This window comes from Plebeiibacterium marinum, assembly GCF_026013615.1.
In the GTDB taxonomy this organism is placed as follows: Bacteria; Bacteroidota; Bacteroidia; order Bacteroidales; family Marinilabiliaceae; genus Saccharicrinis; species Saccharicrinis marinus_A.
In genome coordinates, this window is the sequence record NZ_JAPDPI010000057.1 from 1 (window position 1) to 17,226 (window position 17,226).

At 37.4% G+C, this 17,226-nt stretch carries 12 protein-coding genes; 5 read left to right on the forward strand and 7 right to left on the reverse strand.

What is annotated here, in order from left to right:
- The first annotated feature begins 307 nt into the window (after positions 1-307).
- From OM074_RS18960 to OM074_RS18975, 4 genes are all read left to right on the forward strand, one after another.
- On the forward strand, positions 308-1,789 hold the full coding sequence (locus OM074_RS18960; protein ID WP_301202169.1) for a xylulokinase: 1,482 nt from the start codon (positions 308-310) through the stop codon (positions 1,787-1,789).
- Positions 1,790-1,816: 27 nt separating this feature from the next.
- Complete coding sequence (xylA, locus tag OM074_RS18965) at positions 1,817-3,142, forward strand: xylose isomerase (RefSeq protein WP_301202170.1); 1,326 nt, start codon at positions 1,817-1,819, stop codon at positions 3,140-3,142.
- Positions 3,143-3,267: 125 nt separating this feature from the next.
- A complete protein-coding gene (xylE, locus tag OM074_RS18970; protein WP_301202171.1) occupies positions 3,268-4,683 on the forward strand; it encodes a D-xylose transporter XylE in 1,416 nt (471 codons plus the stop codon).
- A 242-nt stretch (positions 4,684-4,925) separates the two neighbouring features.
- On the forward strand, positions 4,926-5,894 hold the full coding sequence (locus OM074_RS18975; protein ID WP_301202172.1) for an ROK family protein: 969 nt from the start codon (positions 4,926-4,928) through the stop codon (positions 5,892-5,894).
- A 67-nt stretch (positions 5,895-5,961) separates the two neighbouring features.
- Here the strand turns inward: OM074_RS18975 and uvrB are convergent, their stop codons facing one another.
- The 3 genes from uvrB to OM074_RS18990 all read right to left on the reverse strand — a co-directional run bounded on the left by uvrB (position 5,962) and on the right by OM074_RS18990 (position 11,128).
- Positions 5,962-7,962, reverse strand: coding sequence for an excinuclease ABC subunit UvrB (gene uvrB, locus OM074_RS18980; RefSeq protein ID WP_301202173.1), 2,001 nt, complete (start codon positions 7,960-7,962; stop codon positions 5,962-5,964).
- A gap of 120 nt (positions 7,963-8,082) precedes the next feature.
- Positions 8,083-8,916, reverse strand: coding sequence for a hypothetical protein (locus tag OM074_RS18985; RefSeq protein ID WP_301202174.1), 834 nt, complete (start codon positions 8,914-8,916; stop codon positions 8,083-8,085).
- Positions 8,917-9,235: 319 nt separating this feature from the next.
- Entirely contained in the window at positions 9,236-11,128 is a 1,893-nt protein-coding gene (locus tag OM074_RS18990; protein WP_301202175.1) for an AMP-dependent synthetase/ligase, read from the reverse strand.
- Positions 11,129-11,364: 236 nt separating this feature from the next.
- Between OM074_RS18990 and OM074_RS18995 the strand changes: the two genes are divergently transcribed.
- Positions 11,365-12,717: a tetratricopeptide repeat protein gene (locus OM074_RS18995; protein ID WP_301202176.1), complete on the forward strand. Its 1,353-nt coding sequence runs from the start codon at positions 11,365-11,367 to the stop codon at positions 12,715-12,717.
- A 41-nt stretch (positions 12,718-12,758) separates the two neighbouring features.
- Here OM074_RS18995 and rbr read toward each other — a convergent pair whose 3' ends face one another.
- The 4 genes from rbr to gldF all read right to left on the reverse strand — a co-directional run bounded on the left by rbr (position 12,759) and on the right by gldF (position 17,221).
- Positions 12,759-13,334: a rubrerythrin gene (rbr, locus tag OM074_RS19000; RefSeq protein WP_301202177.1), complete on the reverse strand. Its 576-nt coding sequence runs from the start codon at positions 13,332-13,334 to the stop codon at positions 12,759-12,761.
- Between the two features lie 157 nt (positions 13,335-13,491).
- Complete coding sequence (dnaN, locus tag OM074_RS19005) at positions 13,492-14,619, reverse strand: DNA polymerase III subunit beta (protein ID WP_301202178.1); 1,128 nt, start codon at positions 14,617-14,619, stop codon at positions 13,492-13,494.
- Between the two features lie 159 nt (positions 14,620-14,778).
- Positions 14,779-16,476 (reverse strand): gliding motility-associated ABC transporter substrate-binding protein GldG, encoded by a 1,698-nt coding sequence (gene gldG, locus OM074_RS19010; protein WP_301202179.1) that lies wholly within the window; start codon positions 16,474-16,476, stop codon positions 14,779-14,781.
- A gap of 13 nt (positions 16,477-16,489) precedes the next feature.
- A complete protein-coding gene (gene gldF, locus OM074_RS19015) occupies positions 16,490-17,221 on the reverse strand; it encodes a gliding motility-associated ABC transporter permease subunit GldF (protein ID WP_301202180.1) in 732 nt (243 codons plus the stop codon).
- Between the last annotated feature and the right edge of the window lie 5 nt (positions 17,222-17,226).

Sequence of the window (17,226 nt, forward strand, 5' to 3'; positions counted from 1 at the left end):
TGTTCGGGTTGTGTTCGGATAGGGTTCGGTTATGGTATCCGAATATGGGCCGAAACCAGTCCTAAGTGTTCTTATAGCTTTCCCTGAGCTGTTTCAGGGAAGAGGCTAATAGAACTGGCATATAAACGGCTGTTAAGTGTTATATTGCTACTTCTTTTTCTTTTTATTGGATTTCTTCCCCGTTCTTAAAGAGTAAATTTCCGTCAAAACCATGAAAAACAATAAATAATCACTTTTTTTCTTGCAGGGAAAATATTATTATTTAAATTTGCAAACAGAACAGGACAGAACAGATAAAAAAATTACGATGCAGTTATTAGGATTTGATATTGGAAGTTCATCAGTAAAAGTATCCATACTTGATGTAGAGAGAGGAGAAACAGTTTCTTCAGCTCAGTATCCTGAAAAGGAAATGACAATTGTGGCAAATCAACCGGGGTGGGCAGAGCAAGATCCGGAATTATGGTATCAAAACTTGAAGAAAGCTTGTGCTAAAGCTTTATCTGGTAACGAAGTTAAAAAAGATCAAATTAAAGCCATTGGTATATCTTATCAAATGCACGGATTGGTGATTGTTGATAATGAAGGTGAAGTTTTACGTCCTTCAATTATTTGGTGCGATAGCAGGGCTGCCGAGATTGGGAATAGGGCTTTTACTGAGATTGGTGAAGATTGGTGTTTGCAAAATCTTTTGAATTCTCCAGGTAATTTTACTGCTTCTAAGTTAAAGTGGGTTAAGGACAATGAACCTGAATTATACAGTCGTATTCATAAAGTAATGTTGCCAGGAGATTATATTGGCTATAGACTAACCGGCCAGATATTAACAACTGCATCGGGTTTGTCAGAAGGAATTTTTTGGGAGTTTCCTAAAGATGACGTCTCAAATAAATTAATGGATTATTATGGATTTGATTCAGCTATGATTCCTGAAATTACAACCTCGTTTTCTGATCAGGGAACAGTATTGGATCATATTGCAGATGAGTTTGGTTTGCCAAAAGGGGTAAAGGTTACTTACAGGGCTGGTGATCAGCCTAATAATGCTTTTTCGCTGAATGTGTTAAATCCGGGTGAGGTAGCTGCAACAGGAGGTACTTCAGGTGTTGTATATGGAGTTACTGATCGTACAGTTTATGACGATGATTCAAGAGTTAATACTTTTGCCCATGTGAACCATCAGCTACCTGATCCAAGTATGGGGGTTCTTTTATGTATAAATGGTACTGGCATTTTAAATTCATGGATGAATAAGAATCTAGGTCGAAAAGAAGTTTCTTACACTGAAATGAATGAAATGGCCGCAAGTATTCCCATAGGCTCCGAGGGGTTAACAATACTTCCATTTGGAAACGGATCAGAAAGGATACTAAAGAATGTTGATTATGGTTCACAGATCAACCATTTGAACTTTAATATACATACACCAGCGCATTTTTATCGTGCCTCACAAGAAGGAATTGCATTCTCGTTTAAATACGGTATGGATATAATGGGTGAAATGGGCATTGAAACCAATGTGATCAGAGCCGGAAAGGCAAATATGTTCCTCAGTGATCTGTTTAAAAATACTTTGTCAAATATCTCAGGAGCTACTATAGAGTTATATAATACTGACGGCGCAGTGGGTGCAGCAAGAGGAGCTGGTGTTGGGGCTAATATTTATGCTTCATTTGAAGATGCATTTGGTGGGTTAAAGAAAGTGGGGCAAACAGAGCCTTCTATGGCAGATTCAGAGGCCACTCAGGAGGCCTATGAGAATTGGAAAATAGCACTTAATAAATTATAAAATAATCATTCTTTTAAATTTAATATCATGGATGTTTTAATTGGTAATAAGGAATACTTTAAAGGTATTGAAAAAATTAAGTTTGAGGGACCAGAATCGAAGAATCCTTTGGCTTTTAAATGGTATGATGAAAACAGGGTTGTTGCCGGGAAGACAATGAAAGAGCATTTGCGTTTTGCAATTGCATACTGGCATACATTCTGTGGTGATGGTGGAGATCCGTTTGGTTCAGGGACACAAAAGTTTGCATGGGACATTGCTTCTTCTGAAATGGATGCTGCAAAACAAAAAATGGATGCAGCGTTTGAGTTTATAACAAAACTTGGGGTGCCTCATTATTGTTTCCATGATACAGATTTAGTAGGAGGAGGTTCTGTTTTAGAAATTGAGAAAAAACTGGCTCAGATAGTTGAGGTGGCTAAAGAAAAGCAAGCTGCTTCCGGAGTTAAATTATTATGGGGTACTGCAAATGTATTTTCAGATCCGCGTTATATGAATGGTGCCGCTACAAATCCTGATTTTAATGTGATTGCTAATGCGGGAGTTCAAATTAAAAATGCAATTGATGCTACTATAGCTTTAGGTGGTACAGGATATGTATTCTGGGGAGGAAGAGAAGGTTATATGAGTCTTCATAATACAAATATGAAGCAAGAATTGGATAACCTGGGTCGCATGTTGGGTATGGCTCGTGATTATGCCCGTAAGCAAGGTTTTACCGGTACTTTCTTTATTGAGCCAAAACCAATGGAACCAAGTAAACATCAATATGATTTTGATGCTCATACAGTGATTGGTTTCTTAAGAAACTATGGTTTGGATAAAGACTTTAAATTGAATATTGAGGTAAACCATGCTACTCTAGCTCAGCATACCATGGAGCATGAATTACGAGTAGCTGCTGATAATGATATGTTAGGGTCAATTGATGCAAATAAAGGTGATTATCAAAATGGATGGGATACTGATGAGTTTCCTACAAATATAACAGAAACTACTGCGGCAATGCTTGAGATTCTTCAGGCTGGTGGGTTTACACATGGAGGTGTTAATTTTGATGCTAAGGTTCGTCGTAACTCAACCGATTTGGAAGATGTGTTTATTGCTCACATTGGTGGAATGGATGTTTTTGCAAGAGCTTTGGTGATTGCAGATAGAATTCTTACTGAGTCGGATTATATGAAAATGAGAAACCAGCGTTACGCTTCATTCAACTCAGGAAATGGAGCAGATTTTGCTGCCGGTAAATTAACTCTTGAAGATCTGTATAAAATAGGTAAGGAAGTGGGTGAGCCTGCTGTGACAAGCGGAAAGCAAGAACTTTATGAGCAAATTTTAAATTGGTATATGTAGATTGTTGTTAAGACAGAAGAATACTCTGGCCTGGATTGATCACCGGCCAGAGTTTCTGTGTTAATCAGTCTGTATAAAAAAAATCACCTAAAAATCACAGTCTAAAACATTCTAGAATTATACCTATGGAAAAAGGAAAAAGTACAAGCTATATCATGTTACTCACACTGGTTGCAACACTTGGAGGGTTGTTGTTTGGATATGATACAGCGGTTATATCTGGTACAACATCGTCGTTAGGAAGTTTCTTTGTTGAGCCGCTTGGGCTTGAAGAAACGGCAGCAAATTCTTTGAAAGGATTTATCATTTCCAGTGCACTGATTGGGTGTATCATTGGGGGTATCCTTGGTGGTGTGCTAAGTTCTAAATATGGACGAAAAAACACCTTGGTTGTTGCCGCAATTTTATTTTTTATTTCAGCTTTGGGGTCGATGTTCCCTGAGATGGGCATCCGTCCTTTCGGAGAAGCTGATCATACGTTTGTAACGCATTTTATTATTTATAGAATTATTGGAGGTATTGGTGTTGGTTTGGCGTCAATGATTTCTCCAATGTATATATCAGAGATTGCCCCGGCGGAAAAAAGGGGAACCTTAGTCTCATTTAATCAGTTTGCTATCATTTTTGGTATGTTGGTTGTGTATTTTGTCAACTATGGAATTGCAAGTTCAGGAGATGATCAATGGTTAAATCAAATAGGGTGGCGATATATGTTTGGTTCTGAGATGATACCGGCAGGATTGTTTTTGGTGTGCCTTTTCTTTGTTCCTGAAACACCTCGATATATGGCTCTTAATGGACAGGATGATAAGGCGCTTAAGGTATTGGGGAAAATCAATGGAATTGACCGTGCTAAGGATATTCTATCTGAGATCAAGAATACCGTTGAAAGCCATTCTGGAAAGCTGTTTTCATATGGTGTGGGTATTATTGTAATAGGTATACTGTTATCGGCATTTCAGCAGTTTGTTGGTATTAATGTTGTGTTATACTATGCTCCTGAAATTTTCAAGAAAATGGGTTCGGGGACGAATGGAGCCCTGCTGCAAACCATTATTGTTGGTATAATTAATCTGACATTTACCATCGTGGCTATCGTAACTGTGGATAAGTTTGGTCGTAAGCCATTAATGATTATTGGTGCCGTAGGAATGGCCTTTTCAATGGTTATTTTAGGAACCTTGTTTTTCTCTAAAAGTGTAGGAATAGCAGCCTTGGTTTGTATGTTGCTTTATACGGCATCATTTGCTGTTAGTTGGGGGCCTGTTTGTTGGGTGTTGTTAGCTGAAATATTTCCAAATAAGATACGAAGTAAAGCTTTGGCTATTGCTGTAGCTTGCCAGTGGATCTCAAATTGGTTGGTGTCATGGACGTTTCCAATGATGAATGATAGTACTTGGTTGACAGATAAATTTCACAATGGATTTGCATTCTGGATATATGGTGTTATGGGCGTTTTTGCTGCCTTATTTGTTTGGAAATTTGTTCCTGAAACAAAAGGGAAGACCCTAGAGGAAATGGAAAGCCTTTGGGAAAAATAAAGTGAATTTATATAGACTTTTATTATCCAGGTGTGTGCCTTTAAAATGAAATATATTTTAAGAGTGTGTCACCTGGAGGTTTTATTAAAAAGAAGTTGCTTTTTACCCCTAAAGGTAAGTCGGTTGGAATGTTCAATTGGCTTACCTTTTTTTAATATTGCAGAGCACCTTTTTTTTTAATACATTTGGCTTGCCTGTGCTTGGAAAAATTATTTAAGGTATAAAATCAAAAAGAAATTAAGATGAAAAAAGTATCTGTAGGAGTAGATATTGGTGGTACAAATACTGCTATTGGAATTGTTGATGAAAGTGGAAAGGTTGTGGCTAAGGGCTCAATCCCAACACCGGGTCATGGAGATATTGAAAAATATATGGATGACCTTGCAGCCGCAATCCGAAAACTTATTAATTCTACTGAAGAAATTCTTACTGTTTTAGGAGTTGGAGTAGGGGCTCCTAACGGAAATTATTATAATGGAACGATTGAATATGCTCCAAATTTATCCTTTAAGGGAGTATTGCCTTTGGTTGATTTGTTAAAAAAGCGTTTCCCGGAATTAGATTATATAGCATTAACAAATGATGCAAATGCGGCAGCAATTGGCGAAATGATTTATGGTGGTGCTAAGGGGATGAAAAACTTTGTAATGTACACTTTAGGTACGGGAGTAGGAAGTGGTTTGGTTGTAAACGGTGATTTGGTATATGGACATGACGGGTTTGCAGGAGAATGCGGACATACTACATTGATACCTGATGGTAGGTTATGTGGATGTGGTTCTAAAGGGCATTTGGAAGCTTATTGTTCTGCACCGGGAATGAAAAGAACCGCATTTGAGCTGATGGCTAAATATAATGCAGGAGACAGCCTGTTGGCTGATAAATCATTTAAAGAGTTGGATTCAAAGGCTATTTATGATGCGGCCGAACAAGGTGACAAAGTTGCATTAGAGGTTTTTGAACTAACAGGAAAGTATCTTGGACAGGGGTTGGCAGATACAGTGCATCATCTAAGTCCTGAAGCGATTTTCTTGTTTGGGGGGCCAACAGCTGCCGGAGACTATATTTTTAAACCAACTAAAGAGAGTATGGAAGAGCATTTGTTGCCAATTTTTAAGGATAAGATACAAATCCTTCCATCAGAATTAGATAGTGGAGATGCTGCTATTGTTGGTGCAAGTGCTCTTGTATACAAAGAAATGGAGAAATAATAATACTTAGTATGAATCTTTTAGCCAACAGGTATTGTTCCTGTTGGCTGGAGGGTTTGTTTATAGATTACCGCTCTTTAAGTAATTGTTGCAGTTTAAACATCTCATCCCGATATTGTGCAGCAGTAATAAAATCAAGTTCTTTTGATGCTTTTTGCATGGCTTTCTTAGCTTTTTCAATGGCCTTTAATAAGCCATCTTTATTCATGTATTCCACTACTGGATCTGCTGCAATTTCTATGTTTTCAGGTTCTATATAGGCATTTTCTTCAATGCCTTTAGCAAGTATGTTAGTTTGTTTCTTTGTTATTTGTTGTGGCGTAATTCCGTGTTTTTCGTTGTAAAACAACTGTTTCTCTCTTCTGTGATTTGTGGCGTCAATTGTTTTTTGCATGGATTGCGTAACCGTATCTGCATACATGATTACAAGGCCGTTTATATTTCTGGCAGCCCTTCCTGCTGTTTGGGTGAGGGAGCGTTCTGATCTTAAAAATCCTTCTTTGTCGGCATCTAATATTGCCACAAGAGATACTTCGGGTAGGTCAAGACCTTCTCTAAGTAAATTAACACCTACCAATACATCAAATATCCCTTTTCTTAAATTTTCCATTATTTCTACCCTTGCAAGAGTGTCAACATCTGAATGTATATATTCGCATTTAATATCCAGCTTTTTAAGATAGGAAGAAAGTTCTTCTGCCATCCTTTTTGTTAGTGTAGTAACAAGGATTCTTTCTCTTTCTTCAATCCGAACCCTTATTTCTTCAAGGAGGTTGTCTATTTGGTTTAAACTGGGTCTTACTTCAATAATTGGATCAAGTAGGCCTGTGGGTCTGATGACTTGCTCAATAATTACCCCCTCACTTTTTTCTATTTCATAGTCTGCTGGGGTGGCACTAACATATATGGCATTGTTTATCAATGTTTCAAATTCTTCAAATCTTAGCGGCCTGTTATCCAGTGCTGCCGGAAGTCTGAATCCATGTTCTACAAGAGTGTCTTTTCTTGATTTGTCACCCCCGTACATGGCTCTGATTTGTGGTATGGTAACATGGCTTTCATCAATTACCATTACAAAGTCCTCGGGGAAATAGTCCAAAAGACAGAATGGCCTTGTGCCTTGTTCTCTCCCGTCAAAATAACGCGAATAGTTTTCAATGCCGGGACAATAGCCTAATTCTCTTATCATTTCCAGGTCGTAAGTAACCCTTTCTTCAAGTCTCTTTGCTTCCTGATGTTTTCCGATATCCTTTAAAAAGGTTATTTGCTCCATCAGGTCATCCTGAATCATTCTTATGGCCAATTGAGTGCGCTCTTTGGTTGTAACAAAGAGGTTGGCAGGATAGATAAAGATATTGTCCCTTTTTGATAAGGTTGTGCCGTTTATGGGATCAAAAACTGTTATCTCTTCAATTTCATCTCCCCAAAAGCCTATTCGATAGGCATCATCGGCATAAGCCGGGTATACTTCTACAGTATCTCCTTTTACCCTGAAATTACCTCTGTTAAATTCAATTTCATTTCTGGAGTACAGGCTGTCTACCAGTTTCCTTAGTAATTGATTTCTTCCGATTTCTTGTCCTACCTGGATATTAGTTACGTTGGCATGGAAATCTTCTGGATTTCCGATCCCATACAAGCAAGATACTGACGAAACCACAATAACGTCTCTTCGTCCTGACAATAATGTAGAGCTAGCGCTAAGTCGTAATTTTTCAATTTCATCATTTATTGAAAGGTCTTTTTCAATGTAGGTATCCGTAACCGGTAGGTAGGCTTCCGGCTGGTAATAGTCGTAGTACGAAACAAAATATTCTACGGCGTTATCAGGGAAAAAGTTTTTAAACTCACCATATAGTTGAGCCGCCAGTGTTTTGTTGTGACTGAGGACCAAAGTTGGTTTCTGAACCCTTTCAATTACGTTTGCCACAGTAAACGTTTTCCCGGAACCTGTTACGCCGAGCAAAGTCTGGTGCGGAATATTATCCTCAATTCCTTTAGTAAGTTGGTTAATTGCTTCCGGTTGGTCGCCGGTTGGCTTGAAATCAGAAATGATTTTGAAGTCCATAATTTCTCTTTTTCTTTATCAAGGAATTTAAAACCCTGTTCCATATTCGTCAAAGTTAGAGAAAAATCGGAAGTAAAGTTAAGGATAATAAAAAAGGCTCCTTTAAAGGAGCCTTTTTTATTAATATCTTTTATATCGTTTGGACTTGCCTTGTTTTGGGCGTTTGTATTTTTTAGTTGATACTTTATACAAACTCCTTGTCCTTAAATAAGCTTTTCTGTTATATTTAGGAGAGTTTTTCCATTGCGAGTCATTAAACAGGTAACTGACACCTACTGTTCCGACATAGAAAAAATCGTTTCCATCAGTTTGAACTTCACTGCCGTCTCCGGCATACCATACATCATGTCCATCAATCTTATCACCAAATGCGTACGATCCAATAAACTCAACATTGAAGCTGATTCTGGATTTGAAATATATGTTTACGCCACCACCCATCGAAAAGGTTGGGGTAACTGTACTCACTTCCCTCCATATAGAACCATCAGGGTGTTCAGCACCAGCCCCGTCTCCATAATACTCTGTAGTGGAATGATACATTGCACCCAGTTGTCCAATGATATAAGGATTGAACCGTCTTTGCTTAAATAAACCTAAGGCTAAATCCAAAGGCCTGAAACTCATCCCAACATTTAAGTGTGTAAAATAGTTGTCAAAGTATGCGTAAGTCAAGTTGGATGTTGGCAGAATTTGAGTTCCTTGCATGGATCCAAAGTTTAAATCGACCCGGGCATTATAAAACCAACTAAGTTCTTTTTCTGCTGCTACACCTAAAGTATATTTGGTTCTTTTCTCAGAAACTAAGTCACCATAGAACATATTAAACCCAATTTTGGGTTGGATCTTAAGTCCTTCAAAGATCTTTGATCTTTTAGAATACTGTCCAAAAGAAGAGATCGATGTGAATAATATGATGCTAGCAATAAGTGCCTTTTTCAGGTTTTGTTGCATTTAGATTAGTTTAATAAACAAGTTTTCTACGCGTAAAAATGATAAAAAGTTTGTAAAAAGAAAACTATTTACGTAAATAAATCACTGACAATTAACTCAATTCTTTATGAATGATGAGAAATTAACCGTTTTGTATATTAGTAAAAGATTCTTTTTGCAGTATCAATTTAACAATGTACACTACAAGTTGAAATAATATATGAATGCAAAAATAGAATTTAATATCTTTTCGCATATTATATTTGCTATGTTTTTTAGAGTTATTTCATTAATAATTTAAAATTTTAGGGGAATGCACCATTTTTTTATATAAAAGGAATTATGAAATTATCTTTTTTAGGTTCTCAATGTTTTTTGCGTTTGCTGTTTTTCTGCCCTCGGGCGAATAGCATAAATCAATTTCATCCTTAAAAAAACCGGCCACTTTATCTCTTACCATTTTCATGGTGCTGTTTATGAGCTTGTTTTGTTCGGTAAAAGGTTCGTGGGCAATAGCGTAGGTAGATGGCAGCCACCTTTGTGGGAAAAGCGCTTCATTTTTTCCTCCAGGCTTGAATTCATTTATTTCTGCATCTATTTTCGCAATAACATTTGATAAGGACTCTTTTGAGTTTTTACTTATCAGTTGTTTCACTTTTTCAATGTTGGGAACTATGATAGCTGTTGTGTATGCATTTTGGTTATTGTACAGCATAATCTGATCAATTAACTGGCAATGGTCTGTTAATGCTTCTTCTATCCCCTCCGGACTATATTTTTCACCATCAGATCCAATTAATAAACTTTTGAATCTTCCTTTTACATAAAGGTAGTTTTCATCATCCAGATAACCCAGGTCGCCTGTGTATAACCAACCTTCTTTAACCGTTTCAGCAGTGGCTTCTTCATTTCTCCAATAGCCTTTCATTACGTTTTCCCCCTTTACAACTATTTCTCCAGGCTGAAGGTTGGGAAGAGAATGGCCTTCGGTATCGCAGATTTTAATTTCGAGATTATTAACAACCTTGCCTGAAGAGCCTAGTTTATGGTATAAAGGTGTGTTTGCAGAAATGATTGGAGAAGCTTCGCTTAATCCATATCCCTGGTACATAGGAATACCAATGGCGTAGAAAAATTGTTGGAGTTCATAGTCTAATAGTGCGCCTCCGCCAATAAAAAACTGAAGGTTGCCTCCAAAACCATCTTTGATTTTATTGAAAATTACTTTCTGGAATATCGAAATTAAAGGTTTTGCAAATGCCTTGAAACCTTTTCCTTTGTTTTTGCCGTTGTCGTTATACCAAATGGTTGTATTGAGTGCAAAATTGAAGATTTTTTGCAGAGTATTGCCTTGTTGCTCAATTCCCTTTTCAATGTTCTTTTTGAAATTTTTGGCAAGGGCGGGAACGCTCATTAATACGTGAGGCTTAATTTCTTTAATGTTGGCTGTGAAATTCTTTAGTGTTTCCATAGGGGTTTTGCCAATCTGTACAGATGCTATACTGGCCCCGGTTAACATAAAAGAATATAGTGCTGCAGTATGGGCAAAAGCATGGTCCCATGGCAAAATAACCAGGGTTTTGTAATGGGAAGGGATGTCAATGTAGCTAAAGGCTTGCTCTACGTTTGCTGTATAGTTTCTTTGAGATAGCATGATCCCTTTCGGTTGGGCGGTTGTGCCCGATGTATAGGTGATGGTGGCAATGTCATCAGGCTGTACATCTTTGGTTAGCTTGTTGTATGCTTCAGTGTCTTTCTCCAGCATTTCCTTGCCAATGGTAAAAATATCTTCAATGTTTATTTCATCTTCTTCAAGCTGAAGGGTGGGGTAAAAAACAATGATTTTTTCTACGTTAGTAAGTTCTTTTTTTAAGGTCCTGATTTTTGGTAGCTGAGACTCCGATACCAGGATGTATTTGCTTTCAGAGTGTTTTAGTCTGAATATTAAATCGTTGTCAGCTTCTAGTTTGGTTGAAAGGGGTACTGTTATTGCCCTGTTGCTTAATACGGCTAACTCGCTTAATAGCCATAAGTTTCTGCCTTCTGACAAGAGGGCTGCTTTTACATCCTTCTTTATCCCAATTGCATTTAATCCCAGGGATAGTTGTTTTACCAATTCCAGTGATTCTTTATAGGTAGTAGCCTCAAATTGGTTAGTTTGTTTTTCCCATAATAATGGATTGTCAGGAAATTTTTCTACCTGATTTTTAAAAAAGCTGATAATTGAAGACATATTCTTTCTGTTAACTATTTTTTTACAAATATAATTGAATATATCAGGCTTAAAAATTGTTCGTAATCGTACGCTAATGCCTGTTTATGGACGCTTTTTTTTAGGGATGTAGAATGTGTGTGTTGTTGTAACATCTAGATAGACAGTGAATAGTGTTGATTGGCAAGAGAGTTGATAATTTGGCTTGGGAATTATATGATAACACACTAAACAGGATAAATAAAATTAAACTTGTTATGAAAAAGAATATTTTGACTTTTTGTATGTTGACTTTTTGCCTTGTCTTATTTGCGAAACAACAACCAGCTTCAGCCAGTAATTATTCTGGCAAAGAGGATAGTATAGCTTGTTTAAAGCATTATTCAATTTATGTTTTAAACTTAAAAAAGAAGATGTATGATTATACGGTGGAATCCTGGAATTATATGTTTACCAATTGTCCGGATGCCGGAGTGAGGATATATTCTGATGGGATAAAACTATATGAGCATTATTATAAAGTTGCGCAAACTCCCCAACGAAAAGCCGAGGTGGTTGATACTATCATGATGATATATGATCAGCGAATCAAGTATTATGGAAATCATCCAAAATATCCGGAAGGGTGGATTCTTGGACGAAAGGCGCTGGATATGGTTAAGTACAGGCGTGGTAATTTGGAGGATATGAAGGAGGCCTATGGCTTGTTTAAATCATCGTTTGATATGATGGGAGACAGATCTGAAGATGTTGTGTTGTTTAATTTGCTGAAGACTTCATTGAGTTTGTTGGCTTATGGTGATATTGAAGGCATGGTTTTTTTAAACGATTTTTTATCTGTTTCGGTGTTGCTGGAAAAGCAAATCGCAGTATCCGGTGGTGATGATAAGTTAAGGAAAGAAAAAGTGAGGGACGGTTGTGAGGAATTGCTCGTAAAAAGTGGCGTGGGGGATTGTGGTTCCATGATTCCTTTTTTGCAGGATCAGTACCAGGTGGATGAAGAAAATAGTGAAAATGTTACCCGGGTTTTAGGTCTGATGGAAAAGTTAAATTGTACAGAATCAGATTTGTATTATACTGTAGTAGAGAAAAATTATAATCTGAACCCATCATCTAAGTCAGCATATCAACTGGCAAAAATGTTTGTTAAAAAAGAAGAGTTTGAAAAGGCAAGGGACTATTATAAGGAGGCCATAGAGATAGCTGCAGAGGCATCGGATAAATCAGTGTATTATTATGAGCTGGCTGTCCTGACTTTTGCGCAGTTCAAGGATTATCCAATGGCAAAGGACTTAGCCCAAAAGTCTATTTCGCTAAAGGGTGACTGGGGAAAGCCATATTTGTTAATTGGGAATATTTATGCAGCAGCTAGTAAAAACTATGGCAAAGATGAATTTGAACGCTCGACAGTGTATTGGGCTGCACTTGATAAATTTTTGAAGGCCAGGGGTGTTGACAGTAGTTGTGTGGATGAAGCTAATGAGCAGATTTCTTTATATTCTCAATATATCCCAGATAAGGAATCTGGTTTCTTTCATGGATTGACAGAAGGGGATAGTTACCGTTTGGGTGAATGGATTAACGAAGTAACGAAAGTTAGGTATAGGTGAAATGATAAAAAAAAAGGTTCCGGGAGGAACCTTTTTTTATTTTAGTAATTAGTTTCTTTAATTTCGAAATATGCCTGAGAGTGTAGACAAGCCGGACAATTTTTTAGTGCTTTGGTGCCTTCGTGAAGGTATCCGCAGTTGCGGCATTTCCAAACTACTTTATCTTCTTTTTCAAAAACCTTTCCGTTTTCAAGGTTCTCGTATAATGTACGATAGCGTTTTTCGTGAGCTTCTTCAACCTTGGCAATCAATTTAAAAGCAATGGCAACTTCTTTAAACCCTTCCTCTTCTGCTATTTTAGCAAATTCAGGATATAGCTCAGTCCATTCTTCATTTTCGCCATCAGCAGAAGCTTTTAGGTTTTCAAGGGTTGTGCCAATTTTACCTGCTGGATAAGCTGCTGTAATTTCAACCATTCCGCCTTCTAAAAATTTAAAGAAACGCTTAGCATGTTCTTTTTCGTTTTCTGCAGTTTCTTCAAAAAGAGCTGCAATTTGTTCCAATCCTTCTTTTTTTGCTTGTTTAGCAAAGTAGTTGTATCTCATTCTTGCCTGAGATTCTCCAGCAAATGCCTTAAGCAGGTTCTGCTCTGTTTTTGTACCTTTTAAGCTATTCATGATATTTCTGATATTAATGTTTTCTAAATTGAAAGCATGAATTTAACAAAAATGATTATTGGTCGAAATAGGGGGGTCTAATTTAGAATTGTTATTTTTTAGGCAAAAAAAAGGAGCGCATTATTGCGCTCCTTGTAATATCATGAAATGATGATGATTATGCATTGATCATCATTGGCATAAGTAACATTAATTCATCTTCCGGCCCGTTTTTTTCTAATGGTAAGAAGATTCCGGCTCTGGCAGGGTCAGCTAACTCCATTACTACTTCTTCGGATGAGATGTTATCTAAAATCTCTGCAAGGAAAGCAGATTTAAATCCAATTTCTATAGGTTCGCCATCGTATTGGCAGCTTAGTTTTTCATATGCTGAGATTGAAAAATCTATATCCTGAGCCGATACCATTAAATCTTCTCCGTCAATAGAAAGTTTTACCAGGTTGCTGGCCTGGTTTGAGAATAAGGAAACCCTGCCTAGCGTGTTGACAACATCCTGACGGTTGATAATAATTTTATTGGGATTGTCTTGAGGAATTACAGCATTGTAACTTGGATAATTACCCTCCACCAAACGACAAGCCAATTTATGGTTTTCCATTTGGAAAAAGGCATTTTTGTCATCAAACTCTATGTTGATATCCCCATCTTCCTTAACCAATACGTTCTTTAAAAAAGAAGCTGGTTTTTTGGGAAGAATAAATGATGATGAAAACTCAGTGTTGGCATCGGTTCTTTGGTAACGAACCAACTTGTGCGAATCGCTGGCAACAAAGGTCATGTTTTCGGGCGACATCTCAATCAAAATACCATTCATAACCGGACGAAGCTCATCGTCGGCAGTAGCAAACAATGTTTTGTTGATTCCCTCTAAAACTAAGGATGCAGGCAATTGTAACCGGGATGCTTTGTCTTCATCAATCTGTGGGATTTCCGGAAACTCATCTCCATTTAAACCAACAACGCTAAATTTCCCTTTGTCGGTAACAATGCTGATGGCCCTGGTGTCAAGGGCTATATCTAGTGTAATAGGCTGCTCAGGGAATTTCTTTAAAGTTTCAAGTAAAATTTTAGCAGGTATAGCAATGGCTCCTTCGCCTTCGGTGTTGTCAAGGTTCATAGAAGTTACCATGGTTGACTCCAGGTCAGAAGCTGTAATGGTCAGTTTGCCTTCTTCTAACTCGAATAAAAAATTCTCCAAAATAGGAATGGTGCTCTTACTGCTTACAACACGACTCACCGCCTGCAGGTGATAAAGAAGTTCAGAACTTGAAACTACAAATTTCATTGTATAACTATTTAAATAATTTTACTTTTCGTTGATTTAATTTCGGTAATGATAAGCTAAATCTGCGATTCCACCAAAATAATAACTGTGGAGTTATCACAAAATATTAACATGCGTTGTTACCAAATGTTTAATGTATCAAATATATCAAAAAAACTCTTATTTAGTATAAGTTATTTTTCTATATAAATGGATAATTAATGCCAGTAGAAGTATTAATCCTAAAGGGATGAATATATTGATGATTTTCCATTTGGTAGCGTCGTTCGATTTTTTGTTTTTATCCAAAAGGCGTAAGGTGTAACTCCTTGATCTAAGGTTCATCCAACCTTCATCATCGCACAGGAAATTGACAGCATTTAAAATGAAGTCTTTATTCCCAAAGTTTTCCTTGGTTAATTCGTCGTAGCCCAATGGGAGTGCCTGGGGATTGGTGTCTTTGAATCGTACTTTGTTTTTGATCAGGTCTCCATCTGCCACCACAACCATTTTAGTGGGAAGGCTTTCGGTTTTTATTTTATTGTTGTTGCTTTCTATTTCATCCGGAACCATCCTGTTTTGGAATACGGAAGGGAAAATTCCTTCCTCAACCACTGCCACCGGTAAATAGGAATGGTTAAATGCATTGGGATCTGGTTTTTGGTTTACAAGGGCAAGGCTTACAAACACCGGAACCTGATCTGATTTTGTATATCTGGAAGTGCTTAAAAGCACTGTTCTGTTGAGTTTTAACTGGCTGTTTACCGTGTCGATTGAACTGACAAATTCCCCTTTTACCAGATTCAGATTTTTTGAAATGGCATGGGAGGGGCTGGGCGTTAATAGTGGATTGTATAGCCAAGGAGCCGGTACAATTTGAGGTTTTCCTCCATTTGAAACGGTTAAGGAAATCATTGCAGACTGAATATCCTGAAGTAAGACTGGGTTGATCCGGACTCCGTATTTAAATAACTGGTCATCGATGTTTATATCGCTTATGAGCCCCAGGGTTTCGCTGGTTTTTCTCAGGCTGTCTACTGTGATGTTCACGGCATCAACCAGCCAAAGGAGTTTGCCTCCGTTCATTAAATACTGGTCGATGATAAACTTATCTTTCTCTGGAAATTTCCTTTGGGGCTTGGCAATTATTATGGCTTTGTATGGATCCAGGATGGAAGGGTCAGTACCTAAAACACCCCTGTCAACCTGATAGTATTGCGAAAGCTGGTCGGTAATGTCTAAAACATCGTATTCGTCTAATTCGCCATGACCTTCAAGGAAGGCTATTTTTATTTTTTCTTTTGTTGTTAATCTTTTTACAGCATCAGCAAATTTATATTCGAGGCTTTCAATTGATTTATTAAGATTTTCAGGACCGGAAAGCCCTTTGATGTTTTCGAGTAGATTGATGGGTAGTTGAAAATTGTTAATGTCAATAACGGCGTATGGGTATACGTAAGATGTTGTTTTCCTGCCATCTTCCTGTGTTTCAAATACGGGTGTAGGACTTAATGATAGTTTTTTAAGTTCTTCTTGTATTTGTTTTTTTTCTTTGCCCGAAGTTGTTGTCGGGTCAAGAAAAGTATAGGTTAGTTCGTGTCCTCCATAAACTTTTAATTCATTCAGTAACTCATAAGTAGCTTTTGAAAGTTTGGAAAAACCAATGTTCAGATCCCCTTCAAGATACACCTTGATGTTGATGGGTTCTTTTAGTTGTTCAAAAAGTTTTTTAGTATTATCGTCGAGCGAATATCTTTTTTCACTTGTTAAATCGATGCGGAAAAACCAGTTTGAAGTAATGTAGTTGACTCCAGTAATGGCGATGATCAGGAAAATAAAATGAGTAATGTATTTTGTTTTTATATTGTAGTTTGCCATAATATTTGGGTTTTTACCATTTTCTACTAATTAATACCAGGCGGGTGGCATAGAGGAATAGAGTTAAAGTGCTTAAAAAATATAGCAAGTCTCTTGAATCAATAACCCCTCTGCTAATGGATTGGTAATGTTCATCAATGCCCAGGTTAATAATTACGGATTTGAGTTGGTTAGAGGATGTTATTTCAGCAATAGCATCAAAACCATAATAGAAAACAAAGCATAGTAGAACAGCCAGTACAAAACTTACTATTTGGTTATCTGTTAAAGAAGAGCAGAATGTTCCGATTCCAACATAAATAGCTGCCAAAAAAAACAAGCCGATATACGACCCTATCGTTCCACCCATGTCAATATTGCCTGTAGGGGTTCCGAGTTGATAAACGGAGTAGAAGTATATTAATGTAGGCAGCAGGCTTATGACAACTAAGCTAACTCCTGCCAGATATTTTGAGAGCACTATCTGTAGTTCGGATAGAGGCCTGGTATATAAAAGTTCAATGGTACCGGTTCTTTTTTCTTCGGCAAACAAGCGCATGGTAACCGCAGGAACCAGAAAAAGATACAGCCAGGGGGCCATATAAAATAATGAATCCAGCGTAGCGTAGCCTCCAAAAAGAATATTCATGTCTCCGGGTATAACCCAAAGGAACAAGCCTGTTATAACTAAAAAAACACCAATGACCAAATACCCGGTCAGGCTGCTGAAAAAAGTGGCAATTTCTTTTTTATATAAACTCCACATAAATA